Consider the following 23,313-nt stretch of genomic DNA (forward strand, 5'->3'; position numbering starts at 1 on the left):
TCAGTTCGCGAGGCGATGCAGCGCTGCATGGCCCAGGTAGGCCACGGCGTTGTGCCGGATGCCCTCGATTTCCTCTGGCGTGAGGGCGCGGCGCACCTTGGCCGGCACGCCGGCCACCAGGGAGCCCGGCGGCACGATGGTGCCCTCGAGCACCACGGCGCCCGCGGCCACGAGCGAGCCGGCGCCGATCACGGCACCGTTGAGCACCGTGGCGGCCATGCCGATCAGGGCGCCGTCCTCCACAGTGCAGCCGTGCAGCACGGCACCGTGGCCCACCGAGACGTCGCGGCCCACGGTCAGCGGGAACCCGCCGTCGACGTGGCAGGAGACGTTGTCCTGCAGGTTAGAGCGCGCGCCGATGCGGATGGGCTCTGCCTCGGCGCGCAGGACCGCGTTGTACCAGACGCTCGCGTGCTCCGCCAGGCTCACGGTTCCCACCAGCACGGCGCCGGCGGCGACGAATGCGCTCTCGGCCACCCGGGGCCCCGGACGGTCGGGCAGGGTGATGAGGCGGGCGGCACTGTCGGCGGTCATGGGTCCACCCTAGTAATCCGACGCCGTGTTGCGCTGACCCCTTGAGCCCAAGGCCCAAAGCGTCCTATTTATCGGCCCATGTCCTTTCGACCGTTCGACCAGGTGGGCGGAAGGTGGGGGGCATCTAGGATGCAGGAATGGTGAACACCGCGCATCCGGCCGTCGACAGAGTGCGCCTGGCGCTGAACGCCCAGGGTCTCGACCCCGAGATCCGCTGGTTCGACGACGCCGCCACAACCGCTGTCGCGGCAGCCGCCGCGTTGGGCATCGAAGTGGGCGCCATCGCGAACTCACTGGTCTTCACCCTCGACGGCGCGCCGCTGCTGGTGCTCACCTCCGGCGCGCACCGCGTGGACACGGCTTGGCTGGGGGAGCGGCTTGACGGCACCATCGGCCGGGCGTCGAAAGACCTGGTGAAAGAGGCCACCGGGCAGGTCATCGGAGGGGTCGCGCCCGTCGGGCATCCGTCGCCGATTCGCACCCTGGTTGACGAGGACCTGGCCGATTACCCCGTGGTCTGGGCCGCGGCGGGGCACGCGCACACGGTCTTCCCCACCACGTTCGCCGAGCTGCTCCGCCTCACCGGCGGCGAGGCGACCCCCGTCGTTCCGGCGAAATAGGCGTCCGCCACCAGCCTTCGGCACACTGGAACCGTCCGCGGCAGCTCGGGCAGGTCGTCGAGGCGGATCTCCGGAGCCTCACTCACTCGAAGCTGGGGTGGATCGTCGACTGCCTGCCCTCGATCTCGGGCCGGTCGACGATGGGTGATCCGTGACGCGGCCGATCACGCGCTCCAGGTGGTCGCGGTCCTGTACGGACATCTTGGCCAAGACTCTCGGCCGCCTGCGCGCGTCGCGCAGGTCCTGTTCGACCTGCTGCACGCGGCGGCGCCTGATGCCCGTGCTCTCGTCGAAGGCGCCGCCAAAGACGGTGTGGATGACGTCGTGGATGGTGGGGGGTCGGCTCGTTCATGTGGACAGCGTGAGCCGAGCCACCGACACTCGGGGCGCCCTGAGACTCAATTGCGGACTTCTCGCCTTAGCTCGTGAAACGAAGGCGGGAAGTCCGCAATTCGATCGCGGACGGTGTCTCGTTAGACGAGGCGGGCGGCCCCGGCCGCGGCGCGCACCACGAACATGTCGGGCGCGGTGAAGCCCGCGGCGGCGAACGCAGAAGACACGGCCTGCTGCACCGCGGGGATCAGTGCGTGCGGGGTGAGCGCGATGGCAGAGCCGCCGAAGCCGCCGCCGGTCATGCGGGCCCCGAGGGCGCCGGCGGTGCGGGCGGTCTCCACGGCCAGGTCGAGCTCGGCGACCGAGATCTCGAAGTCGTCGCGCATGGAGGCGTGCGACGCATCCAGCAATGCACCGATGGCGCTGGGACCCTCTTCGCGCAGCACCTGCACGGTGTCGAGCACCCGCTGGTTCTCGGTGAGGATGTGCCGCACCCGGCGGTATGTCTCCTCGTCGAGAACCGACGCGGCCCGCGGCAGGTCGTCCACGGTGAGGTCGCGCAGCGACCCGACGCCCATCAGCGCCGCGCCCTTTTCGCAGGAGGCACGTCGGTCGGCGTAGCCGCCGGTGGCGTGCGCGTGGCTGACCTTGGTGTCGATCACCAGCAGCTCGAGGCCCGCGGCGTCGAAGCCGAGCGGGATGACCTCGGACTCGAAGCTGCGGCAGTCCAGGAACACGGCGGCATCCGTCTGGCCCAATAGCGACGCCGACTGATCCAGGATGCCGGTGGGCGCGCCAACGACCCGGTTCTCGGCCAGCTGCCCCACCCGCACGAGCACCCGCTTGTCGAAGCCGAGGTTCCAGACCTCGTCGAGGGCCACGGCGGTGGCGCACTCGATTGCCGCGGAAGACGACAGCCCGGCGCCGATCGGCACGTCGGAGTCGATGTAGGCGTCAAAGCCGGTCACCGCTTCGAGGTCCGCGCCGTGTTCGCCGAGGGCCCAGGCCACGCCGAGCGGATACGCCGACCAGCCCGACACTGTCTCGGGGGAGAGGTCGTCGAGCGAGATCTCGACGACCTCGTCGGTGAAGGAGCTGGCGACCCGTAGCATCCGGTCGTCTCGCACCGCGAGGGCCACGACGGCACGGCGGTTGATCGCGAACGGAAAGACGAAGCCGTCGTTGTAGTCGGTGTGCTCGCCGATCAGGTTGACCCGGCCGGGGCCGAACCACAGGCCGTCGGCGTCGCGGCCGAACCGGCCCTGGAAGCCGCTGAGAATGCTCTGGTGGTCGCTCACGAGTGGGCCTTTCCGGTGGTGCTGTCGGTGGCTGCGGCATCGGCGGCGTCCGACCGCGCGATCGCTGCACGGATGTTGTCGGCCGCCTGCTCGGGCGTCACGTCGCCGATCCAGGCGCCCATGGCGGCCTCGGAGCCGGCCAGGAACTTCAGTTTGTCCTCGGCGCGGCGCGGGCTGGTGAGCTGCAGCATCAGCCGGATGTCGTCCCGGTGCACGTTCACCGGCGCCTGGTGCCAGGCACCGATGTACGGGGTGGGCGTGGAGTAGAGCTGGTCGATGCCGCGCAGCAGCCGGCGGTACAGCACCGCGAGCTCGTCGCGCTCGGCCAGAGTGGTGCCGGCGAAGTCGGCCACCTGCCGGTGCGGCAGCATGTGCACCTCGACGGGCCAGCGGGCGGCGAACGGCACGAAGGCCGTCCAGTGCTCGCCCCGCAGGATGACTCGCTCGCCGGCCTGTTCGCTTTCCAGGATGTCGGCGAACAGGGTGGGGCCGTAGCTCTCGATCGAGTCGATCAGCCGCTGGGTGCGCGGGGTCACGTACGGGTAGGAGTAGATCTGGCCGTGCGGGTGGTGCAGCGTGACACCGATGGCCTCGCCACGGTTCTCGAACGGGAACACCTGCTCGATGCCGGGCATCTGGGAGAGCGCGTGGGTGCGCTCGGCCCAGGCTTCGATCACGGTGCGGGCGCGGGTGACCGAGAGGCTGCCGAACGAGCCCTCGGTGGCGGGGCTGAAGCAGACGACCTCGCAGCGGCCGACCGAGGTGCGGATGCGCCCCAGCCCGATCGTGCGCAGATCGTCCAGGCCGGTGGGCGCGTCGTCGTCGGTGAGCAGCGGGCCGAACGAGGGCGACTTGTTCTCGAACACGGCCACGTCGTAGTTGCTGGGCACCTCTGAGGGGTTCTCCGGGGTGGACGGCGCGAGCGGGTCCAGGTGCGCCGGCGGCAGGAACACCCGGTTCTGCCGGGCCGCGGCGATGGACACCCATTCGCCGCTGAGTGGGTCCTGGCGCATGCGCGCGTTCGCCGGACGCGGACCGAGGTCGCGCAGGTCGGGAGCCCGGTCGGGCGACAGGGTGGTGTCGGGGTCATCGAAATAGATGAGCTCGCGGCCGTCGGCCAGGGTGTGCGCCTGGCGTGCGATGGCGGTGTCTGCGACGAATTCTGGGGTGGGAGTCATGATGGCATCAACGCTAGCCGATTTGCGCAACCGAAACCACTACTTGCGTATTGAAAAGCGACACAAAATAAGTGAAGATTGCGGTATGGCCTCAGCGGAACATCCGACCGACCGGGATTTGTTGCCCGCCCACCAGCGCCGGGAACAGATCCAGCGGCTCGTCGACGAACGCGGCTTCGTGCGCGTCAGTGAGCTCAGCGACACCTTCGGCGTCTCCGGCGTCACCGCCCGCGCCGATCTCGACCAGTTGGAGAGCGCCGGCACGCTCACCCGCATCCACGGCGGTGCGGTGCCCGCAGGGATCGCCACCACGAGCCGTCCCGACCGGGAGTTCTCCTTCGAGGAAGCGCTCGTCTCCTCGGTGATCCCCAAGCAGCAGATCGGCGAGCTCGCCGCATCGCTGGTGGCCAGCGGCCAGAGCGTGATCCTCGACGTGGGCACCACGACTCTCGCGATCGCCCGGGCCCTGGTGGCCCGCACCGACCTCACCGACATCGTCGTGATCACCAACGGGCTGAGCATCGCCCTGGCCCTGGAAAGCGCCATCCCACGGTTCACCGTGATCGTCACCGGCGGGTCGCTGCGCCCGCTGCAGCACTCGCTGGTCGACCCGCTCGCCGCGACCGTGCTCAGCCAGGTGCACGCCGACCTCGCCTTCATCGGCTGCAACGGCGTCGACGCCGACGGCGGCGTCACCAATATCAACCTGCCGGAGGCCGGCGTGAAGACCCTGATGCTCGCCGCTGCGGCGCGCGCGATCATCGTCGCCGACGGTGCCAAACTAGGGCAGGTGCACCTGGGCCGGATCGGCCCGCTTGCCGCCTTCGACACCCTGGTGACGGATGCGGCCGCCGACCCGCTCACCCTGGCCCCGCTCCGCGAGGCCGGCCTCGCCGTGCTCCAACCGAGCTGATCCGAAAGTCCACCATGTCGTTTGCTGCCGCCACCGGAACCCAATACAGCCTCACCCTGCAGACCCCGCAGGGCCCGGCCACGGCGACCATCACCGAGGTCGCCGCCGGCATCCGTGAATATGCACTCAACGGCACAGACCTGGTGGAGGGCTTCGCGGCGACGTCCGTACCGCCGCTCGGCGCCGGGACCGTGCTGGTGCCCTGGCCCAACCGCATCCGCGACGCGATCTGGACCCAGCACGGCGTGCGGCACCTGCTGGCCATCACCGAGCCGGCGCGGCTGAACGCCATCCACGGGCTGCTCGCCGTCACGGCTTATCGGCTGGTCGCCCAGAGCGACGCCGAGGTGACCCTGGCCGCCACGGTCTACCCGCAGGCCGGCTACCCGTACCAGCTGGACACCACCGTCAGCTATGCGCTCGCGGTCGACGGCCTGGCCGTCTCCCACACCATCCGCAACGTCGGCAGCGAGAGTGCCCCGGTCGCCCTGGGCACCCACCCCTACCTCAAGATCGGTGACGTGCCCACCGGCGACCTCGTGTTGCGCCTGAACGCGACCAGCCACATCGACGTTGACCACCGGCTCAACCCCATCGGCGTCAGCCCCGTCGACGGCACCGCGTTCGACCTGCGCGCCGGCGCCCGGGTGGACGACCTCGACCTTGACGACGGGTTCGGCGGTGTGATCGTTCGGGACGGCCGCGGGGAGCACTCCCTCACCGCTCCGGACGGCCGCCGGGTCACACTCTGGGGCGACGAGAACATGGCCTACGTGCAGGCGTTCACGCCGCGCAACTTCCCGGTGCGCACCGGCACCGCGGACGGCGGCGAGACCACCGAACTCGGACAGGCCGTGGCGATCGAGCCGATGACCGCCCCGGCGGATGCCTTCAACTCCGGCCACGGCCTCCGCTGGCTGGCTCCCGGCGAGGACTGGGTCGTTCGCTGGGGAATCACCCCGACGGGTTTCGCAGCCTGAGCAACCCGGCCTAGGGTGGCGGGAGCGCTGCGCACACCGCGCTCCCGGACCGACGAGGAACGACCAGACCCATGGCAACACCCTCCCTGAGTACATCCGCCCCCACCGCTCCCGGCGGCCGAGCCCCACTCAGCGCCTCCGACGAGGCCCGCCGGGTCGCACTCGTGGGCATGAAGCGATTGGCCCTGGGTCTGCTCGTGGCCATGGCCGTGGTCTTCGCGGTGTCGTTCGCGCTGCAGGAGCGCTACCCGTGGCTCGAGTACGTGCGTGCTGCCGCCGAGGGCGGCATGGTGGGCGCGATCGCCGACTGGTTCGCCGTCACCGCGCTGTTCCGCTACCCGCTGGGGCTGCGCATCCCGCACACCAACATCATCGCCAACCGCAAGGACGAGATCGGCGAGAGCCTCGGCGAATTCGTGGAGTCGAACTTCCTCTCCGATGCCGTGGTGCGCGGCAAGCTCGAGTCCATCGGCATCTCCCGCCGCCTCGGCGCCTGGCTGGTGCAGCCCGCCAACGCCGAACGGCTCACCGACGAACTCGCGCACGCCGGCACCGGGCTGCTCGACCTGCTCAGCGACGACGACATCAAGGACCTGCTCGAGGGCGTCGCCCGTGAGCACCTGCTCGAACCTTCGTGGGCGCCGAGCCTGGGCCGGTTGGGCGAGAACCTGGTGGTCTCCGGCCGGCACCACGCCGCGGTGGACCTGCTGGTGGACAAGGCCCAGAGCTGGCTGCAGACCCACCCCGAGGCCTTCGGCACCTCGGTGTCGACCCGGCTGCCCCGCTGGGTGCCCGGCTTCGTCGGCGAAATGGTCGACGACAAGGCCTATCGCGAGGTGCTCGGTTTTGTGGCGACGGTGCAGGCCGACCCCGAGCATCCGCTGCGCGCAGCCATCGACCGCTACCTGGCCGAGCTGATGGACGACCTGCAGCACGATGACACCATGATCGAGAGGGTCGAGGTGCTGAAGCTCGAGTTGGTCGACAACGCCAAGCTGCGCGAGTTCGCCGGCGACGCGTGGGAGTCCGTCAAGCAGTCGCTGCTGAGCGCCCTGGCCGATCCGGCCAGCGCCGTGCGCACCGGCATCACCTCGACGGTGCTGGATGTGGGCGGCCGGCTGGTGCGCGACGCATCGCTGGGCGCCCGCATCGACCGCTGGCTGGCGGATGCGGCCGGCTACCTGCTGCAGAAGTACCGGCACGAGATCGCCGGCGTGATCACCGAAACCGTGGAGCGGTGGGACCCGGCCGAGACCACCGAGAAGATCGAGTTGCAGGTGGGCAAGGACCTGCAGTTCATCCGAATCAACGGAACCGTCGTCGGTGCGCTGGCCGGCCTGCTGATCTTCTCGCTCGCCCAGGGGGCGGTGCTCGTGTTCGGCCTGTGACCGCCTGGCACCTGGCGGATCCGGCCGATGCGGATGCCCGGACACTCTGACGGCGCCCACCGCGGTGAGCCATACTGAAACGGTGGAGAACGGTTCGCACAACACCCAGGGCAGCGCCACCCCGGGCCCGGCCACGCCCTCCACCGGCAGGATCGTCGACGAGGGCATGCTCATCGCCCTCGCCGCCGTGCGGATGGCCCTGAAGAACCGCATCATCGTCGGCGCCCTCCGCGACCACAGCGACTATGACCCGGCACAGTATGCCGCGCTCGCCAGGCAGGAACTGCTCGAGGTGGCCCGGCAGAACGACGAGGACTCCACCCGCGTCGAACGCCTCGGCGCCCACCTCTCGCGCACCACCGGTGCGGGCAAGAGCCGGGAGCTGGAGAACAAGCGCAGGGACGTCGTGCGGCTGGGTCGGCGACGCACCCTGCACGACCACGTCGCCGAACGGTTGCGGGAGATAGCCGACGACGACGAACAGGTCGCCGCTCTCGTACAGAAGGCCCGAGCGGATGCGCTCCAGGAGATCAACGACGCGCTCGCGGCCCGTCTCCTGGCCCAGCGCGTCGACCCGAACCAGCCCGGCTACGAGGCCGCCCGCGCCGCCAGTATGCGGGCCGTCGGCAAGATCGACCTCGCCGCCCTGGCCAAGAAGTCCCGGCACCGCGGCTGATCGCTGAGCGCCGGGGCGTGCGGGGCGGCCGGCACCGGCCCAGCCGTCGGCACGAAAGCCGTCGCCGTTCGCTACGCTCGAAGGGTGGATACCCAGGCAATACAGACTTTTCTCGATGACAGCGATTTCTCCGGCGTGGTGTTGGTGCGTGACGGCGACCGCACCATTTTTGAGGCGGCCCGCGGGTTCGCCACCCCGCGTTGGCAGGTGCCCAATACCCTGGACACCCGCTTCGACACGGCGTCGATCACCAAGCTCTTCACCAGTGTGGCCGTGCTGCAGCAGGTGGAAGCCGGCCGGCTCGACCTCGAGGCGTCGATCCACGAGTACGTGGACCTGGGGGGCAGCTCGATCGGCACCGACGTCACCCTGCTGCACCTGCTCACCCACACCAGCGGCATCGCCGATGACGTCGACGAGGAGGCCGGCGAGGACTACGACGAGTACTGGGCTGTGACCCCCAACTACTCGCTGATCGAAACGATCGACTTCCTGCCGTTGTTCGCCGACAAGCCGCGCCTGGCCCCGCCTGGGGTGCAGGTCGAGGACTGCAACGTCGGCTATATCCTCGCCGGGCTGGCCGTGGAGAGGGCCTCCGGCCTGTCCTACCGCGACTATGTGCGCGAAGAGGTCTTTGCCCGCTCGGGCATGGCCGACTCCGGTTTCTTCGACCGCCGCGACGCTGTGGAGCGGGTCGCCGAGGGCTGGGACCGCCGCGAGGACGGCAGCTGGGTCTCGAACATCTACAGCTCCCCGGCGATCGGCTCGCCCGATAGCGGCGCCCACACCACCGCCGGTGACCTGATGAACTTCCTCAACGCCGTCCGCGGCGGCCAGCTGCTCTCCAAGGAGTACACCGACGAGTTCTTCACCCCGCAGGTGGATTACGACGACGACGTGAAGTACGGCTTCGGCCTCGAGTTCGACCTCGACGACAACGGCAAGGTGCGCTCGTACTACAAGGACGGCGTCAACGCCGGCGCCAGCGGCATCCTGCGGCACTACCCCAAGAGCGGTCTCGACGTGGTGGTGCTCAGCAACGCCGAAGAGGGCGCCTGGGACCTCGTGGTGGAGATCGACGCCCAGTTCTAGGTGGATGGCGGTACCGGGTGCCGGTCGGCGGGTCAGGCGCCGGTATGCGGGTGGCACGCCGCCCGCATAACGGCGCGGCGCCCGCACACCTGACCGCGTGCGCTCTCCGGCGACGGGATGGCGCGCAGGGTCCTACTCGGCCACCGTGGGCTGCGGGCAGCGCAGCTGGGTGCGCTCGCCGCTGCGGTCGATGTCGTGCGCGGTCATCGGCTCCCCGCAGAGCGGGCACCGGGCCACCGGGCGCTCCTGCGCGGGCACCTCGTCGTCGTACGGGCCCAGCGGCGGCGGGCCGATGAAGGGCAACAATCGACCGTTCAACCACGCCGTGAAGCCGCCGGCCTCCTTGATGGTCGGTTTGCGTTTCTTGGCAGAGGTCATAATAGTTAGTGTACTAACTAAATGGCGGCGTGGCCACGGGTGCCAGACGACGGATGCCCGGCCCCGGATGCCCGCTCAGGAGACGCGATGACCGAACCGAACGTGCTCGCCCTGGAGAACCAGGTCTGCTTCGCCCTCACCGTGGCGGCACGCACGACTGTGGCCCTGTACAAGCCGATCCTGGAGCCGCTGGGCCTCACCCATCCGCAGTACCTGGTGATGCTGGCGCTGTGGGAGCAGCATCCGCGCACCCTTCGCAGCCTGGCCGAGGTGCTGCGGTTGGAGCCGGCCACCCTGTCACCGTTGCTCAAGCGGCTGGAGGCGACCGGCCACATCCGCCGCGAGCGGTCGGCGACCGATGAGCGTGCGCTGCAGGTGACGTTGACCGAGCACGGCCGCGAGCTGCGCCACATCGCCGAAACCATCCCGGAACGGGTGGCCGGCACCCTGGAGATGTCGCCCGAGGCCCTGATCGCCCTGCGGGACACCCTCAACGAGGTCATTCGCGCCACCAGCGCGACCCGGTAACCCGGACCGGCGGCGGAGTCGTACGCTGGCGACATGCAGAAGATCTCGATCGACGCCCTCGCCCGCCAGCAACTCGCCGCGGCCACCACCGCCAGCAGCGGCCGGGCGGCCGACACCGTATACGGCGGCCACGAGAAGGTGCTGCGCCAGACCGTCATCGGCATGGTCAAGGGCACCGTCCTGGCCGAGCACGAGAACCCGGGCGACGCCACCGTCTTCGTGGTGAGCGGGCGGGTGCGCCTGATCGTGGGGGAGGACTCCTGGCAGGCGCGCACCGGCGACCTGCTCATCGTGCCCGACGCCAGGCACAGCCTCGAGGCCGAAGAGGATGCGGCGATCCTGCTGACCGTCGCGAAGCGGCCCTAGGGAACGCCGAAATGCCCTGTTCCGGACGAGATGCCCCGGTGTGCCTGGGCAACTCGTTTGAGCGGGGGCTACTCGGTGGGAGAGCCGTTACTCGGACGGGGCGGGCCAGCCCAGAGCGAGCTCGGTCGCAGCGGCGCTCGCCGCGGTGATGTCCTCGGCGCTGCCGCCGTTCTGCGCGGCAGCCAGCCCCACCAGGAACAGGCTCAGCGGCGCCGCCGGCCGGGCCACATTGTGCGCCACGTCCCGGGCCACGTCCAGTAGCAGTCCGGTGGGGACAACGTCGGCGTCGAGGCCGAGCCGGGTCGCGAGGGCGGCCAGCCACTCGTCGAGGGCTTCGGGAGGGAGCGGGATGTTCGTGCTCATGGTGTCACTCCTCGGTGGCGGTGGCGGTGGCGGTGGCAATAATGGTGGCACCGGGTGAGGCACCGGGCGCGGATTCCGCGCCGTCGGTCTCGATCACGGCACCGGAGGCGGCAGGCTGAGCCACCGGCAGCTGAGCGGCGTCGAACCGGCCGGACTCGGCATCGATGGTGAGCACCCGGCCGATCAGCGGCTCGCCGGTGCCGGTGATCAGGCGGACGGCCTCCGCCGCCAGGATCGCGCCGGCCTGGCCGCGCAGCGCACCGAGCACGCCGGGGTCGGCGGGGGCAGCGGCCGCGCCGGCCGCATCCGTGCCGAAGAAGTCGCGCAACCGGGTCGAGCGCTGGCCGCTGCGTCGTGGTGGGCTCGACCAGAACACCGACACCTCGGCGTTGCCGCGGGCCACGGAGCCCCACACCAGCGGCAGGCCGAGGCTGGCGCAGGTGTCGCCAACGAGGAACGGCTGCGGGGTGAGGTCGCTGCCGTCGATCACCAGGTCGTAGCCGCCGAGGATGCGGGTAGCCGACTCGGCCGTGAGGTCCTCGTCGTGCGCCGTCACGGCGGTGTCGGGGGAGAGGGTCAGGATGGTGGTGGTGGCGAGCACCAGGGCGTCGACGTCGAGCGGGCCCACGTCGGCCAGCCCGATGGTGCCCACCCCGGCCGCGGCGAGGGAACGCACGGCGGGCGCGCTGAGTCCCGTGGTGCCCAGCACCAGCACGCGGGCGGCCGCGAGGCGGCGGTGCCCGAGGTCATCGATCGGCGGCAGTCGCAGCTGGGGCAGGTTGCGCACCTGCTGCAGACGCGCGGTTTCGGTGGGGCTGAGCGGGCCGGTGGGCTCGACGAGAGGGGGAAGTGCCATGACACCACGGTACGCGGCAATCGTCCCCGGCATGCCCACGCCGCCCCGACCATCCAGCAGTCACAGTCCCGCTCTAGCGTGTTGTCCCTTCCGCGAGAGCGGCCGGATGGCTACTTCGCGGCGCTCGAAGCAGCCATAGGCCCGCTTTCGCGAACGGCCCGGTCCCTCCCACCATTCGAATCCGAGGATTAGGCTCGAAGGAGGTTCCGGTGATCCCGCACGGGCACACCCGACGCACTCCCGAGGAGGGCACCCATGAGTAGAGTCACGGCACGGCGCAAGATCACCCGGCTTACGGTGGGCCAGCCGCCGATCCGCCGGGAGGACGTGCTCGCGGTGGAGGAGCCGCTCGAGATGCGGGTCAACGGCCGTTCCCTGGCCGTGACCATGCGCACCCCCGGCCACGACGTCGATCTGGCCGCCGGTTTCCTGGTCTCCGAGGGCATCCTCACCCAGGCGGAGCACCTCGCCGCCGCCCGGTACTGCGCCGGTGCCACCGCCGAGGGCGTGAACACGTACAACGTGCTCGACCTGCGCCTGGCGCCCGGCGTCGCCGGGCCCACCCCCGGCATGGAGCGGAACTTCCTCACCACCAGCTCCTGCGGGCTGTGCGGCAAGGAAAGCATCGATGCCGTGCGCACCAAGTCCACCTGGGACGTGCGCGCGGATGCCGTCCGCGTCGACGCCGAACTGCTCACGACGTTCCCCGACACGCTGCGCCAGGCGCAGGCGGTGTTCGAGAAGACCGGGGGCCTGCACGCGGCCGCCCTGTTCGTCGGGGCCACGGGCGAGATGCTGGTGATGCGGGAAGACGTGGGCCGGCACAATGCCGTCGACAAGGTGATCGGCTGGGCGGTCAAAGAAAACCTGCTTCCTTTGCGCGGGACAGTGCTGATGGTCTCCAGCCGGGCCAGCTTCGAACTCGCCCAGAAGGCACTGATGGCCGGCATCCCGGTGCTCGCCGCGGTGTCAGCGCCGTCGTCGCTCTCCGCCGAGTTCGCGCACGAGGTGGGCCTGACACTGGTCGGCTTCGTCCGCGGCGACTCGATGGTGATCTACGCCGGTGAGGAGCGCATCGTGCAGGGCGCGCTCGCCGCGGTCTGACCCAGCCTCGACTGTGCCCCGATCGGACTTCTGCGTCCGGCGCACCGGGCGCAGAAGTCCGATCGGGCAACAGCTGTCCGCCTCAGCGGCCCGGCGTCAGCTCAGAACCGGAAGCCCGGCCTCGTGTGCGATGAACCGCACGCTCATGGCCTTGTAGCCGGGGGTGTTCGATTCCCGGGCCACCAACTCCCGGTGCATCAGCTGGTTCGCCTCGGGGAAGTACGCCGCCGCGCAGCCGCGCGGGGTGGGGTACACCACGAGCCTGAACTTGTCGGCCCGGCGTTCCTGCCCGCCGAAGGTGCTGATCACGTCGACCAGATCGCGTTCCGCAAAGCCCAGCTCGGTGACGTCGTCAGCGTGGATGAGGATCACCCGGCGGCCGTCCTTGATGCCGCGGTAGCGGTCATCCAGCCCGTAGAAGGTGGTGTTGTACTGGTCGTGGCTGCGCATGGTCTGCAGAATCAGGTGCCCGGGCGGCGGGGTGAGGTACTCCAGCGGGCTCACCGTGAACCGGGCCCGGCCGATGTCGGTGGCGAAGCTGCGGGTGTCGCGCGGCGGGTTGGGCAGCACAAAGCCGTTCTTGTCGCGCAGCCGCTTATTGAAGTCCTCAAAACCCGGCAGCACCCGGGCGATGTGGTCGCGGATGACGTCGTAGTCCTCTGCCATCGCCTTCCAATCCACCGGGTGGTCGTCGCCGAGCGTGGCCCTGGCCATCCGCGCCACGATCACCGGTTCGGCCAGCAGGTGCTCGGAGACCGGGGCGAGCCTGCCCTGGGTGGAGTGCACCATCGACATCGAGTCCTCCACCGACAGAACCTGCCGGCCCGACGGATGCTTGTCATCGGTGTCGGTGCGGCCCAGCGTCGGCAGAATGAGCGAGGTGACCCCGTGCATCACGTGCGACCGGTTCGGCTTGGTGGAGATGTGCACGGTCAGGCCCACCCGCTGCATCGCGGCCTCGAGCAGGTCGGTGTCGCTGCATGCGAGCGCGAAGTTGCCGCCCATCGACACGAACACGTCGACGTCGTCGTTCTCGAACGCCTCGACGGTATTCACCGAATCCAGGCCGTGCTCGCGGGGTGAGACGATGCCGAACTCGGCGTCGAGCGCGGCGAGCATGGCCTCCTTGGGCTTCTCCCACACCCCCATGGTGCGGTCGCCCTGCACGTTGGAATGCCCGCGTACCGGGCAGGCGCCGGCGCCGGGCTTGCCGAAGTTGCCCTGCAGCAACAGCAGGTTGATGATCTCCTTGAGAGTGTTCACCGAGTGCGGCTGCTGAGTCAGGCCCAGCGCCCAGCAGATGATGGTGGCCTTCGACGCGGCCAGCATCTTCGCCACCACACTGATCTCCAGACGCGACAGCCCGGTGGCCTTCTCGGTTTCGACCCAGTCGATCTCGGTGCGGGCGGCCCGGTACGCCTCGATGCCGTCGGTATTCAGGTCGATGAACTCCTGGTCCACCACGGAACCGGGTACCCGGGCCTCCTCCTCGAGCAGCAGGTGGCCGAGCGCCTGGAACAGGGCCAGGTCACCGCCGACCTTGATCTGCAGGTACTCGTCGGCCAACGGCACCCCGTGGCCCACCAGACCGGTGGGGGTCTGCGGGTCCTTGAAGTTGAACAGCCCGGCCTCGGGCAGCGGGTTCACGGCAACGACCTTGCCGCCGTTGGCCTTGCAGTCGGCCAGGGCGGACAGCATCCGAGGGTGGTTGGTGCCCGGGTTCTGGCCCACCACCAGAATCAGTTCGGCCACGTGGATGTCCTCCAGCGAGACGGTGCCCTTGCCAATGCCGATCGTGGGGTTCAGTGCCGACCCGGAGGATTCGTGGCACATGTTCGAGCAGTCCGGAAGGTTGTTGGTGCCGATCGACCGGGCGAACAATTGGTACAGGAACGCGGTCTCGTTGGCGGTGCGGCCCGAGGTGTAGAACACGGTGCGGTCCGCGGTGGTGGCGCGGATCTTCTCGCCGATCAGCGCGAAGGCGTCTTCCCAGGCGATGGGGGAGTAGTGGGTGTCGCCGGGGCGCACCACCACGGGCTGCGAGATGCGGCCCTGGTTGCCCAGCCAGTACTCGGTCTTGTCGGCCAGGTCGGCGAGCGAGTGCTCGGCCCAGAATCCCGGTCCGACGGTGCGGAGGGTGTTCTCCTCGGCCACGGCCTTGGCGCCGTTCTCGCAGAACTCGGCGGTTTTGCGGTGCCCGGTCGACTCCGGCCAGGCGCAGCCCGGGCAGTCGGTGCCGTTTCGCTGGTTGAGCCGCAGCAACGCCCGGGCGGTGCGACCGACCCCGGCCTGCGCGATGCCGCGGTCCAGCGCCACCACCACCGCCTCGAGGCCGGCGGCGGCCTTCTTGGGGGTGCCGATAACGAGGTCGTCTTCGTTGATGTCCTTGACCGGTGCGCGACGTGTCATGACCCCATCCTGCTCCTGTCGGAGCCGGATGCGTGCACCGGGTGCTCGCGGGTTTTGCGCTTTTACCGGGCCAAACGGATGCTCACGCGGCCAGCCCGTGTGAGCGGCGACCGTCCGCGCCCACGTTGCCTGCGGCCACGTCGGTGCCGTCGGGCACCCGGGTGTCCCGGTCCAGGCGTACACCGGCGGCGATCCGCACGTTGCGGCCGATGCGCACATGGCTGCCCAGGTGGGCACCGCCCGAGACGAGGCTGCCCTCGCCGATGTGCACGTTCTGGCCGACGAACACCTTGTCGCCGATGACGACGTCGTGGTCGATCCAGCTGCCCGGCCCGACCCACGACTCCCGGCCCACCTGCGCGCCTGACTCGATGTAGGCGGACTCGGAGATGAACGCGCTCGGTTGCACGGTCGACTTGCCGGACACCCACCCATTGCCGTTGGGGTGTCGGCGGTACTTCTCGATCACGCCGGTCTCCACCTCGACGTCGATGTTCTTGCGCACTGGGCTCCTCTCCTGACGCGCGGTATGTGCGCCGTCCTGCGCCGAAGCGCCGATTACGCGCCCGCGGCCGGACTACAGCACACCAGAATGCGCGTCTAGGGAGGGGGAAACACTGAAGACTCGCAGGACATTCCGTGCGCGTGCCCAGTCTCGGCCGGCCGTTGTGGGATTGCGGTGACGATCCTAGGGTGGGGCCATGGCCAGAGGTGAGCTGTTCCCGGTCGTCAATTGTGTCGATCTCGCGACCACCTGGAGATGGTATGTGAGCGTGCTGTCCGGCGTTGTCGACTACCGGTTTCCCGAGCGCGGTGAGCCGGACTACCTCACCCTGCGCATCGGTGACGGTCAGGTGGCTCTCGGTCGGGGCACGGCGCCGGCCCTCTACGGCGAGACCCCCCGCCCGGCGACCGGCCACGCCGTGGACCTGTGTATGTACGTGCCCGACCTGGCGGCCGTGGTCGAGGCCGCGGCCGCGGCTGTCGTGGTGCCGCCGGCCGACATGCCGTGGGGTGAACGGGTCGCGTACCTGCGCGATCCCGAGGGCACCATGCTCCTGGTGATCCAGGATGCCGACAGCAACGAATCGGGGCCGTCCTGAGCAGTCAGACGCGGCACGATCGACCGGCCGTGTCCCGGCACCCGAGAACACCCCCGGCGTTAAGAAAGTGGGCCCCGTCGGGCTCGAACCGACGACCCAAGGATTAAAAGTCCTTTGCTCTACCAACTGAGCTAGAGGCCCGCGGTTAATAACTTAGCGTGGATTGGCGGACGGTTTTTGTGACTAGCGTGGATGCATCCGCCACAGACGTCGGCCGGCAACACCCACACCAACCGGCGACGTACCCGACTACGCTGCCCTGAAAGCCAGGAGGAGAGCGATGGCCGACGATTTCCACAAGCCCACCCAGTTCTCGGGCGCCAAGTTCGAATCGATGATGGGCGGCGAAGATCCCGCGCAGATCAGCCGGGTCGCCCACGAGACCGCCCAGGCGTTGATCGCCAGGGTGCGTGACAGCCCCGACCCCGAGGTCGTGGAGCGCCTGGTGGCGTACACCGACGAGCACGGCATAGACGCGGTGGCGGAGCTGTGGTCGCGGGCCACGCCGCGCAGCCTGCCGGGCGCGCTCTGGCGCATCTACCTGGTGCGGTTGCTGATCCGGCAGGATGCCGATGGCACGGCGTTCCTTTACCAGCGCGGTATCGACGTGGCCGTCACCATCGACCCCCTCGTCGCCGGTGCGGCCGTGCCGACCGGTCCAGCCGAGATCATCCTGCTCGCCGACGAGATCCTCCGGGGCGTATTCACCGGCGACTTCGCCGTCGCCCTGGACCGGGCAGCCGCCTTCTGCCGGGTGATCGGCGCCGGCTGCGCGAGTGTCGCCGACGACCTGGACAGCACCGAACCTGGCCGTTCCTCGGAGCTGACCACCCGGGCCCTGCGGTTCTCCACTACCGCGCAGGAGTTCACCTCCTGCGCCCGGCTGTGGCGCAGCGACTCCCTCGAATAATTTCCCGGGCATCCCGGAATGAACTCTCAGCCGATGTCGTTTACACTTGATGCTGGCCGGACCGTAGTAACCCCGGGCTCCAATATTCGCCGTCTAGAACGGCCTCACGCCGAGAGGCGTTCTGCGGTCCGGCCTTCACTTTGCCCGGCGGCCACCCGGGCGGATCTTTTTCGCTCCAGACCAATCCAGCAGGGACTCGGTACCGAACCCTAAGCATGGAAGGGGACTGGACCTGACATGCTGGATCTCATGACTGCTGAGTTCGACCTCGACGCCTCGTCGACAGCGCCTTCGAAAGAAGAGCTGCTCGCTCGGGTAGCCGAAGGCGACCAATCGGCTTTCGGTGAGCTTTACGACCAGATCGCTCCACGGGTGCTTGGCCTTGTCAAGCGCGTACTGATCGATCACGCACAGTCGGAGGAAGTGACCCAGGAGATTTTCCTGGAGATCTGGCAGACGGCATCGCGGTACGAGTCGCAGCGTGGCGGGGCCTCGACCTGGATCATGACCATGGCGCACCGACGTGCGATCGACCGGATTCGGTCGTCGCAGGCCGGCCGCGACCGGGACACCAAAATCGGAATCCGCGACCTCGCGGTGCCCTATGACCACGTCGCCGAAACCGTCGAGGTCAAAATCGAGCATGAAAGGGTGGAGAAGGCGATGTCCAGACTGACCGAACTGCAACGCCAGGCCGTGAGCCTGTCGTACTTCAGCGGTTACAGTCACCGTGAGGTCGCCGACCACCTGCACATCCCGCTCGGCACCGTGAAAACCCGGCTGCGCGACGGGTTAATTCGTCTGCGAGATGAACTGGGGGTGGGCGCATGAGCGACACCGACAAGCCCGACACCGATCTGACCGGCAACGGTCCCACCAACAACCCGGCCGACCTGGCCGGCGCATACGCCCTGCACGCCCTCAGCGCCGACGAGGCCGCCGAATACGAGCGGTACCTGGCTCAGTCGGAGCAGGCCCGCATCGAGGCCGCCGAACTCAGCGACACCGCCGTGGCCCTCAGTCTGTCGGTGGCGCCCGTGCAGCCCTCCAGCGCGCTCAAGGCCGGCCTGATGGCCCAGCTGGCCTCCACCCCGCAACTCTCCCCGCTCCCGCCCGCGGCCGACTCGGTGACTCCTGACGAACCCACCGCCACGACGGATGCGCCGCCCGCGGCCATCCCGATCGGTTCCGCGTCCGCTCGCGCCGCTGCCGTTCCGGGCAGCGCCTCGACTTCGGCGTCCTCGGCCGACAAGTTCGCCGCCGGCAAGGGATCCGCCGGCGCCCCGGGCTCTGCCGCCGAACGGGCCCAGCGCCGCTGGTTCCAGCGTCCCGCCGGGTACCTCGTCGCGGCAGCGGCCGCCGCCGCCCTCTTCGTCGGCGGCACGTTCGCCGGCCAAGCCCTCTACGGCGATCCCAGCCAGGACTTCGCCCAAGAGCAGGCCGCCAGCCTCGCCGAGATCAACGCGGCCTCCGACAGCCAGCGGGCGTCGACCAAGACCGCCGACGGCCAGGATGCCACGCTGGTGTGGTCCGGAGAGCTCGGCCTGTCCGCGATCATCGTCGACGACCTGCCCGCCCTCGGCGACGACCAGGACTACCAGCTCTGGTACATCGGAACCGCAGGGCCCGTCCCGGCGGGCACCTTCGACTCCGACGGCTCCGGCACCGCCTGGCGGGTGCTCGACGGCACCATGTCCGCCGGCGACGCCGTCGGTGTCACGGTGGAACCTTCGGGTGGATCCGAGCAGCCCACCAGCGACCCGATCGTCGCCATCCAGAGCTAGCTCGCTCGCCAACGGGCCCGCACCCGGTGCCGGCACCTGCCGGTCCGGACCGGGCCGGCACGTACCTGCCCGGCCGGCACGTACCCGCCCGGGCCTGCCCGTACCTGCCCGTGCCGGTCGGCGCCGGCCCGCGTGGCGCGAGGCCAGCATCCCGATGACCCCGACTTGCCGCAGAGTCTCCCGTCCGGGGCCCTGAAGCGGTACCTTGACCGAAGTCGCTGGCCGGCAGCATCCTTACTTGCCGCAAAGCCCCCCCCGCCGGAAGGGGCAGCAACTGGCAAGTCGGCCCCGCACCCAGCGGTGAGTTGCCGGTTCGGGCCCCTTCAGGGAGCCGGAAGGGGCGCCAAATGGCAACTCGCTGGCGCATGCTCGCTGTGGGCCCTGGAGCTGGAGGCCGGCAGCGCCGGGTGGGTAGGCTCGAGACATGACCCTGCCTTTCACGCTGCTCATCGACCCGGAGCCGGCCGACTCCACCCGCACCGACTTCGTGGACACGTTCCACGAGATCGACTCCGGCGCCCCGGCACTGCGGGTCGCCGAGCTGAGCACCCAACGCGGCGACGGCATCTTCGAGACCCTCAGCGTGGTCGACGGGCACCCGCAAGAGGTTGAGCCGCACATCAGCCGGCTCATCAACTCCGCCCAGATCTGCGACCTGCCGGTGCCCAACCCCGCCCAGTGGCGCGCCGCGATCGCCTATGCAGTGGCCCGGATCCCCGGCGAGGGCGAACTGGCGCTCAAGTTCGTGCTCAGCCGCGGCGTCGAGCACGGACCCGCGCCCACCGCCTGGCTGCACGCCACCCGCGCCGCCGACTTCACCGCGGTACGCGAGCACGGCATCAGGGTGATCACCCTCGACCGCGGCTACCCGCGCGGGGTCGCCGAGCAGGCACCCTGGCTGCTGATGGGCGCCAAGACCCTCAGCTATGCCATCAATATGGCTGCCCTGCGCGAGGCCAAGCGCCGTGGCGCCGATGACACCATCTTCCTCACCCACGACGGCTATGTCATGGAGGGCCCCACGTCGAGCGTGATTCTGCGCATCGACGGCCGTTACGTCACTCCGGCGCCGAGCGGCGCCATCCTGCACGGCACCACCCAGCAGAGCGTGTTCGAGTACCTCACCGCGCACGGGGAGAGCGTCGAGTACCGGGATGTCACGGTCGATGAGCTGCGGGCGGCGGATGCGGCGTGGCTGGTCTCCAGCGTGCGTCTCGCGGTCGCTGTGATCGCCCTGGACGGCGTGGAGTTCCCCCACGACACCGAGCTCACCCGCGCCCTGAACGCGTCCCTGCTGGCCCGCACCGGCGCCTAGCGCAGCCACCCGTCGCGCGAGAGCGGCCGCGTGGCTTCTTCGCGGGGCACGAGGTGACCGTTTGGCCGCTTTCGCGACACGACGGTTCCGCGAGAGCGGCCGCGTGGCTGCTTCGCGGGGCACGAGGTGACCGTTTGGCCGCTTTCGCGACACGACGGTGGTAGACGGGGAACACGCACGTCGGGGACGAAAGACCGCCCGGGCGACCTTGGGGTCGACCGGGCGGCGGGAGCAACGGGTGCGTGGTTAGCCGAAGCGGCCGGAGACGTAGTCCTCGGTGGCCTGCACGGTGGGATTGGAGAAGATCGTGGTGGTGTCGTCGTACTCGATGAGCTTGCCCGGCTTGCCGGTGCCCGCGATGTTGAAGAACGCGGTGCGGTCCGAAACCCGCGAGGCCTGCTGCATGTTGTGCGTCACGATGACGATCGTGTAGTCGGTCTTCATCTCTTCGATGAGGTCCTCGATCGCGAGGGTGGAGATCGGGTCGAGCGCCGAGCAGGGCTCGTCCATCAGGATCACGTCGGGCTGCACGGCGATGGCGCGGGCGATGCAGAGACGCTGCTGCTGGCCGCCGGAGAGGCTCGAGCCGGGCTTGTCCAGGCGGTCCTTCACCTCGTTCCAGAGGTTCGCGCCGCTCAGCGAGCGTTCGATCAGCGCGTCGGCGTCGCTCTTGGCCATCCGACGGTTGTTCAGCTTGACGCCGGCCAGAACGTTGTCACCGATCGACATGGTGGGGAACGGGTTGGGCCGCTGGAACACCATGCCGACCTGACGGCGGACGAGCACCGGGTCGACGCCGGGGCCGTAGAGGTTGTTGCCGTCGATGAGCACTTCACCGTCGACGTGAGCGCCGGGGATGACCTCGTGCATGCGGTTGAGGGTGCGCAGGAACGTGGACTTGCCGCAGCCGGAGGGGCCGATCAGCGCGGTCACCGTGCGCGGTTCAATGGTCAGCGACACGCCCTCCACGGCGAGGAATTTGCTGTAGTAGACGTCGAGGTCGTTGACTTCAATGCGCTTGGACATGTGTTCCTTCGAATCTGTTGAAGCTGGAGTCTGGGCGGCGGCTGCGTCAGCGGCCGAGTTTGGGGGAGAAGGTGCGCGCGACCAGCCGGGCCACGAGGTTGAGCAGCATGACGATCACGATCAGGGTGAGCGCACCGGCCCAGGCCCGGTCGATGTAGGCCTGCGAATCGGCGCCCTGGCTGGCGTATTGGTTGTAAACGAACACCGGCAGGGTCATCATCCGCTCGTTGAACAGGTCGTAGTTCATGCTGGCGGTGAAGCCGGCGACGATCAGCAACGGCGCGGTCTCGCCGATCACGCGGGAGATCGAGATCATGATGCCCGTGACGATGCCGGCCAGTGACGTCGGCAGCACCACCTTCACGATGGTCAGCCACTTGGGCACACCGAGTGCGTAGGCGGCCTCGCGCAACTCGTTGGGCACCAGCTTGAGCATCTCTTCGCTGGAGCGCACCACCACCGGGATCATCAGCACCGACAGAGCCACCGAGCCGCCGAAGCCGAACCGGATGCCGGGGTCGTTGAACAGCAGCGAGAACAGGGCGTAGGCGAACAGGCCGGCCACGATCGAGGGGATGCCGGTCATCACGTCGACGAAGAAGGTGATGCCGCGGGCGAGCCGGCCGCGACCGTATTCGGTGAGGTAGATGGCCGTGAGCAGCCCGATCGGCACCGAGATGAGGGTGGCCAGCCCGGTGACGAAGAGGGTTCCGACGATGGCGTGCAGGGCCCCGCCGCCGGCGCCCACGACGTTCCGCTGGGACTCGGTGAAGAAGGTGGGGGTCATGAAGGCGGGCAGCCCGTTGACGATGGTCGTGCCGACCAGGGAGATCAACGGGATCAGCGCCACCACGAACGCGATGGTGACCAGGGCGGTGACCAGGCGGTCTTTGGCCCGGCGGGTGCCCTCGACGAAGTAGGAGAACAGGAACAGGGCGATGCAGTACAGGACGGTTCCGAAGAACAGCGTGCCGGCCCAGTTGAAGCTCTCGGTGGCGCCGGAGAGGAAGATCACCACGAAGATGGCGCCCACGACCAGCCAGCTGGCGGCGAGCACCATCATGGGGGCGTTCTTGGGCAGCTTGCCGGCGGTGAGGGAGTTCGTCACGGGAGAGGAGGCGGTCATGGTGATGCTCATCAATTCGCTCCTGAGAAGGCCTTGCGGCGGTTGATGATCACGCGGGCGATCATGTTCACGATCAGCGTGATGACAAAGAGTACGAGGCCGGTGGCCAGCAGGATGTTGACCCCGACGCCGTGTGCCTCGGGGAAGTTCAGCGCGATGTTGGCCGCGATGGTGTTGGAGTTCTGCGAGGTGAGTAGTTGGAAGATCACCTCGGGGTTGGGGGAGAGCACCATGGCCACGGCCATGGTCTCGCCGAGCGCGCGGCCCAGGCCCAGCATGGCGGCGGAGATGATGCCGGCGCGGCCGAAGGGCAGCACGGCCATGGTGATCATTTCCCAGCGGGTGGCGCCGAGGGCCAGCGAGGCTTCCTCGTAGAGCACCGGGGTCTGCAGGAAGATCTCCCGGCAGATGGCGGTGATGATCGGCAGCACCATCACGGCGAGCACGATGGCCACGGTGAGGATCGTGCGGCCGGTGCCGGACACGGGGCCGGCGAACAGCGGGAACCAGCCGAACCAGTCGACGAGGTTGGCGTAGAACGGCTGCACCATCGGGGCCAGCACTCCGATGCCCCAGAGGCCGAAGACCACGGAGGGAACGGCGGCGAGGAGGTCGATGAGGTAGCCCAGGCCCTGCGCGAGTTTGCGCGGGGCGTAGTGCGAGATGAAGAGGGCCACGGCGATGGCGACGGGCACGGCCATCAGCAGGGCCAGGAAGGCCGACCAGACCGTACCGAAGGCCAGCGGGGCCACGTAGGACCAGAAGTTGCTGAAGTCGCCCTTGAAGGCGTCAGCCGGCGCCACGAAGGCGGGGATGCTCTGCACGAAGAGGAACAGGGCCACGGCGGCCAACATGGCCAGGATCAGGCTGCCTGCTACCACCGTTGCGGTGGAGAAGATGCGGTCGCCCGGTCGTTCCTTGGCCTTGATCGCAATACGGTCAACTGCGGTCGTCATTCCGAGCGTCTCCCTGGAGGGGTGAGGTGATACCGGTAAGGGTGGATCTTGAGCCGGACCCCAAGCCTCAGTGTGCC

At 69.1% G+C, this 23,313-nt stretch carries 25 protein-coding genes and 1 tRNA gene; 14 read left to right on the top strand and 12 right to left on the bottom strand.

Annotation, left to right across the window (positions count from 1 at the left end; all coding sequences use genetic code 11):
• Window positions 1–534, bottom strand: a complete 534-nt coding sequence (locus E3T22_RS05035; protein ID WP_134408107.1) for a gamma carbonic anhydrase family protein — start codon at window positions 532–534, stop codon at window positions 1–3.
• A 137-nt stretch (window positions 535–671) separates the two neighbouring features.
• On the opposite strand from E3T22_RS05035, the gene E3T22_RS05040 reads away from it, so the two are divergent.
• Window positions 672–1,154, top strand: coding sequence for a YbaK/EbsC family protein (locus E3T22_RS05040; protein ID WP_088457091.1), 483 nt, complete (start codon window positions 672–674; stop codon window positions 1,152–1,154).
• A 473-nt stretch (window positions 1,155–1,627) separates the two neighbouring features.
• Here the strand turns inward: E3T22_RS05040 and galK are convergent, their stop codons facing one another.
• Window positions 1,628–2,785, bottom strand: a complete 1,158-nt coding sequence (gene galK, locus E3T22_RS05045; RefSeq protein WP_134408108.1) for a galactokinase — start codon at window positions 2,783–2,785, stop codon at window positions 1,628–1,630.
• Window positions 2,782–3,963, bottom strand: a complete 1,182-nt coding sequence (gene galT, locus E3T22_RS05050; RefSeq protein WP_088457089.1) for a galactose-1-phosphate uridylyltransferase — start codon at window positions 3,961–3,963, stop codon at window positions 2,782–2,784. The genes galK and galT overlap by 4 nt, the downstream gene beginning before the upstream one ends.
• A gap of 85 nt (window positions 3,964–4,048) precedes the next feature.
• Here galT and E3T22_RS05055 point away from each other — a divergent pair, with 85 nt between their 5' ends.
• The 5 genes from E3T22_RS05055 (at window position 4,049) to E3T22_RS05075 (ending at window position 9,012) form a co-directional block, all read left to right on the top strand.
• On the top strand, window positions 4,049–4,876 hold the full coding sequence (locus E3T22_RS05055) for a DeoR/GlpR family DNA-binding transcription regulator (protein WP_088457088.1): 828 nt from the start codon (window positions 4,049–4,051) through the stop codon (window positions 4,874–4,876).
• 14 nt (window positions 4,877–4,890) lie between these two features.
• Entirely contained in the window at window positions 4,891–5,856 is a 966-nt protein-coding gene (locus E3T22_RS05060) for an aldose 1-epimerase family protein (RefSeq protein ID WP_134479905.1), read from the top strand.
• 71 nt (window positions 5,857–5,927) lie between these two features.
• Entirely contained in the window at window positions 5,928–7,244 is a 1,317-nt protein-coding gene (locus E3T22_RS05065; RefSeq protein WP_134479903.1) for a DUF445 domain-containing protein, read from the top strand.
• 82 nt (window positions 7,245–7,326) lie between these two features.
• The gene (locus E3T22_RS05070) at window positions 7,327–7,920 is read left to right on the top strand and encodes a hypothetical protein (RefSeq protein WP_134408110.1); all 594 of its coding nucleotides are present in this window, start codon (window positions 7,327–7,329) and stop codon (window positions 7,918–7,920) included.
• 84 nt (window positions 7,921–8,004) lie between these two features.
• Entirely contained in the window at window positions 8,005–9,012 is a 1,008-nt protein-coding gene (locus E3T22_RS05075; RefSeq protein WP_088457085.1) for a serine hydrolase, read from the top strand.
• Between the two features lie 132 nt (window positions 9,013–9,144).
• Here the strand turns inward: E3T22_RS05075 and E3T22_RS05080 are convergent, their stop codons facing one another.
• Window positions 9,145–9,390, bottom strand: a complete 246-nt coding sequence (locus E3T22_RS05080) for a hypothetical protein (RefSeq protein ID WP_088457084.1) — start codon at window positions 9,388–9,390, stop codon at window positions 9,145–9,147.
• Window positions 9,391–9,477: 87 nt separating this feature from the next.
• Here E3T22_RS05080 and E3T22_RS05085 point away from each other — a divergent pair, with 87 nt between their 5' ends.
• Window positions 9,478–9,918, top strand: coding sequence for a MarR family winged helix-turn-helix transcriptional regulator (locus E3T22_RS05085; protein ID WP_088457083.1), 441 nt, complete (start codon window positions 9,478–9,480; stop codon window positions 9,916–9,918).
• A 33-nt stretch (window positions 9,919–9,951) separates the two neighbouring features.
• On the top strand, window positions 9,952–10,284 hold the full coding sequence (locus E3T22_RS05090; RefSeq protein WP_088457082.1) for a cupin domain-containing protein: 333 nt from the start codon (window positions 9,952–9,954) through the stop codon (window positions 10,282–10,284).
• An 87-nt stretch (window positions 10,285–10,371) separates the two neighbouring features.
• Here E3T22_RS05090 and E3T22_RS05095 read toward each other — a convergent pair whose 3' ends face one another.
• Both E3T22_RS05095 and E3T22_RS05100 read right to left on the bottom strand, forming a co-directional pair.
• Window positions 10,372–10,647, bottom strand: a complete 276-nt coding sequence (locus tag E3T22_RS05095) for a DUF6457 domain-containing protein (protein WP_134479901.1) — start codon at window positions 10,645–10,647, stop codon at window positions 10,372–10,374.
• A 4-nt stretch (window positions 10,648–10,651) separates the two neighbouring features.
• Complete coding sequence (locus tag E3T22_RS05100) at window positions 10,652–11,503, bottom strand: ThiF family adenylyltransferase (RefSeq protein ID WP_134497739.1); 852 nt, start codon at window positions 11,501–11,503, stop codon at window positions 10,652–10,654.
• Window positions 11,504–11,758: 255 nt separating this feature from the next.
• On the opposite strand from E3T22_RS05100, the gene fdhD reads away from it, so the two are divergent.
• A complete protein-coding gene (gene fdhD / locus E3T22_RS05105) occupies window positions 11,759–12,607 on the top strand; it encodes a formate dehydrogenase accessory sulfurtransferase FdhD (protein WP_134479897.1) in 849 nt (282 codons plus the stop codon).
• Between the two features lie 96 nt (window positions 12,608–12,703).
• On the opposite strand, the gene E3T22_RS05110 is transcribed toward fdhD, so the two are convergent.
• Both E3T22_RS05110 and E3T22_RS05115 read right to left on the bottom strand, forming a co-directional pair.
• Window positions 12,704–15,016: an FdhF/YdeP family oxidoreductase gene (locus E3T22_RS05110; RefSeq protein WP_134479895.1), complete on the bottom strand. Its 2,313-nt coding sequence runs from the start codon at window positions 15,014–15,016 to the stop codon at window positions 12,704–12,706.
• Between the two features lie 82 nt (window positions 15,017–15,098).
• Complete coding sequence (locus tag E3T22_RS05115) at window positions 15,099–15,521, bottom strand: hypothetical protein (protein ID WP_165787893.1); 423 nt, start codon at window positions 15,519–15,521, stop codon at window positions 15,099–15,101.
• A 196-nt stretch (window positions 15,522–15,717) separates the two neighbouring features.
• On the opposite strand from E3T22_RS05115, the gene E3T22_RS05120 reads away from it, so the two are divergent.
• Window positions 15,718–16,119, top strand: a complete 402-nt coding sequence (locus E3T22_RS05120; RefSeq protein ID WP_088457076.1) for a glyoxalase/bleomycin resistance/extradiol dioxygenase family protein — start codon at window positions 15,718–15,720, stop codon at window positions 16,117–16,119.
• A gap of 68 nt (window positions 16,120–16,187) precedes the next feature.
• Here E3T22_RS05120 and E3T22_RS05125 read toward each other — a convergent pair.
• Window positions 16,188–16,260: transfer RNA gene (locus E3T22_RS05125), tRNA-Lys, on the bottom strand.
• Between the two features lie 139 nt (window positions 16,261–16,399).
• On the opposite strand from E3T22_RS05125, the gene E3T22_RS05130 reads away from it, so the two are divergent.
• From E3T22_RS05130 to E3T22_RS05145, 4 genes are all read left to right on the top strand, one after another.
• The gene (locus tag E3T22_RS05130) at window positions 16,400–17,029 is read left to right on the top strand and encodes a DNA-directed RNA polymerase subunit beta (RefSeq protein ID WP_088457075.1); all 630 of its coding nucleotides are present in this window, start codon (window positions 16,400–16,402) and stop codon (window positions 17,027–17,029) included.
• A gap of 249 nt (window positions 17,030–17,278) precedes the next feature.
• The gene (locus tag E3T22_RS05135; RefSeq protein WP_240632256.1) at window positions 17,279–17,860 is read left to right on the top strand and encodes a sigma-70 family RNA polymerase sigma factor; all 582 of its coding nucleotides are present in this window, start codon (window positions 17,279–17,281) and stop codon (window positions 17,858–17,860) included.
• Window positions 17,857–18,813, top strand: a complete 957-nt coding sequence (locus E3T22_RS05140; protein ID WP_088457073.1) for an anti-sigma factor — start codon at window positions 17,857–17,859, stop codon at window positions 18,811–18,813. The genes E3T22_RS05135 and E3T22_RS05140 overlap by 4 nt, the downstream gene beginning before the upstream one ends.
• Window positions 18,814–19,237: 424 nt before the next feature.
• Entirely contained in the window at window positions 19,238–20,128 is an 891-nt protein-coding gene (locus tag E3T22_RS05145) for an aminodeoxychorismate lyase (protein WP_134479893.1), read from the top strand.
• A gap of 246 nt (window positions 20,129–20,374) precedes the next feature.
• Here E3T22_RS05145 and pstB read toward each other — a convergent pair whose 3' ends face one another.
• Genes pstB through pstC form a run of 3 tightly spaced genes read right to left on the bottom strand, consistent with a single transcriptional unit; the run spans window position 20,375 to window position 23,236 of the window.
• Window positions 20,375–21,154, bottom strand: coding sequence for a phosphate ABC transporter ATP-binding protein PstB (gene pstB, locus E3T22_RS05150; protein ID WP_088457071.1), 780 nt, complete (start codon window positions 21,152–21,154; stop codon window positions 20,375–20,377).
• A 46-nt stretch (window positions 21,155–21,200) separates the two neighbouring features.
• Window positions 21,201–22,292: a phosphate ABC transporter permease PstA gene (gene pstA, locus E3T22_RS05155; RefSeq protein WP_088457070.1), complete on the bottom strand. Its 1,092-nt coding sequence runs from the start codon at window positions 22,290–22,292 to the stop codon at window positions 21,201–21,203.
• The gene (gene pstC / locus E3T22_RS05160) at window positions 22,292–23,236 is read right to left on the bottom strand and encodes a phosphate ABC transporter permease subunit PstC (RefSeq protein ID WP_088457069.1); all 945 of its coding nucleotides are present in this window, start codon (window positions 23,234–23,236) and stop codon (window positions 22,292–22,294) included. Before pstC ends, pstA begins: the two co-directional genes overlap by 1 nt.
• Between the last annotated feature and the right edge of the window lie 77 nt (window positions 23,237–23,313).

Source organism: Cryobacterium sp. TMB3-10, assembly GCF_004402305.1.
Classification (GTDB): domain Bacteria; phylum Actinomycetota; class Actinomycetes; order Actinomycetales; family Microbacteriaceae; genus Cryobacterium; species Cryobacterium zongtaii.

Coding starts and splice junctions, on each gene's coding strand:
- E3T22_RS05090 (WP_088457082.1), top strand. CDS start 9,952: ATGCAGAAGATCTCGATCGACGCCCTCGCCCGCCAGCAACTCGCCGCG.
- E3T22_RS05095 (WP_134479901.1), bottom strand. CDS start 10,647: ATGAGCACGAACATCCCGCTCCCTCCCGAAGCCCTCGACGAGTGGCTG.
- E3T22_RS05135 (WP_240632256.1), top strand. CDS start 17,279: ATGACTGCTGAGTTCGACCTCGACGCCTCGTCGACAGCGCCTTCGAAA.
- pstC (WP_088457069.1), bottom strand. CDS start 23,236: ATGACGACCGCAGTTGACCGTATTGCGATCAAGGCCAAGGAACGACCG.
- E3T22_RS05055 (WP_088457088.1), top strand. CDS start 4,049: ATGGCCTCAGCGGAACATCCGACCGACCGGGATTTGTTGCCCGCCCAC.
- pstA (WP_088457070.1), bottom strand. CDS start 22,292: ATGAGCATCACCATGACCGCCTCCTCTCCCGTGACGAACTCCCTCACC.
- galT (WP_088457089.1), bottom strand. CDS start 3,963: ATGACTCCCACCCCAGAATTCGTCGCAGACACCGCCATCGCACGCCAG.
- E3T22_RS05140 (WP_088457073.1), top strand. CDS start 17,857: ATGAGCGACACCGACAAGCCCGACACCGATCTGACCGGCAACGGTCCC.
- E3T22_RS05080 (WP_088457084.1), bottom strand. CDS start 9,390: ATGACCTCTGCCAAGAAACGCAAACCGACCATCAAGGAGGCCGGCGGC.
- E3T22_RS05145 (WP_134479893.1), top strand. CDS start 19,238: ATGACCCTGCCTTTCACGCTGCTCATCGACCCGGAGCCGGCCGACTCC.
- E3T22_RS05035 (WP_134408107.1), bottom strand. CDS start 534: ATGACCGCCGACAGTGCCGCCCGCCTCATCACCCTGCCCGACCGTCCG.
- pstB (WP_088457071.1), bottom strand. CDS start 21,154: ATGTCCAAGCGCATTGAAGTCAACGACCTCGACGTCTACTACAGCAAA.
- E3T22_RS05130 (WP_088457075.1), top strand. CDS start 16,400: ATGGCCGACGATTTCCACAAGCCCACCCAGTTCTCGGGCGCCAAGTTC.
- E3T22_RS05120 (WP_088457076.1), top strand. CDS start 15,718: ATGGCCAGAGGTGAGCTGTTCCCGGTCGTCAATTGTGTCGATCTCGCG.
- fdhD (WP_134479897.1), top strand. CDS start 11,759: ATGAGTAGAGTCACGGCACGGCGCAAGATCACCCGGCTTACGGTGGGC.
- E3T22_RS05110 (WP_134479895.1), bottom strand. CDS start 15,016: ATGACACGTCGCGCACCGGTCAAGGACATCAACGAAGACGACCTCGTT.
- E3T22_RS05065 (WP_134479903.1), top strand. CDS start 5,928: ATGGCAACACCCTCCCTGAGTACATCCGCCCCCACCGCTCCCGGCGGC.
- E3T22_RS05085 (WP_088457083.1), top strand. CDS start 9,478: ATGACCGAACCGAACGTGCTCGCCCTGGAGAACCAGGTCTGCTTCGCC.
- E3T22_RS05100 (WP_134497739.1), bottom strand. CDS start 11,503: ATGGCACTTCCCCCTCTCGTCGAGCCCACCGGCCCGCTCAGCCCCACC.
- E3T22_RS05040 (WP_088457091.1), top strand. CDS start 672: ATGGTGAACACCGCGCATCCGGCCGTCGACAGAGTGCGCCTGGCGCTG.
- E3T22_RS05060 (WP_134479905.1), top strand. CDS start 4,891: ATGTCGTTTGCTGCCGCCACCGGAACCCAATACAGCCTCACCCTGCAG.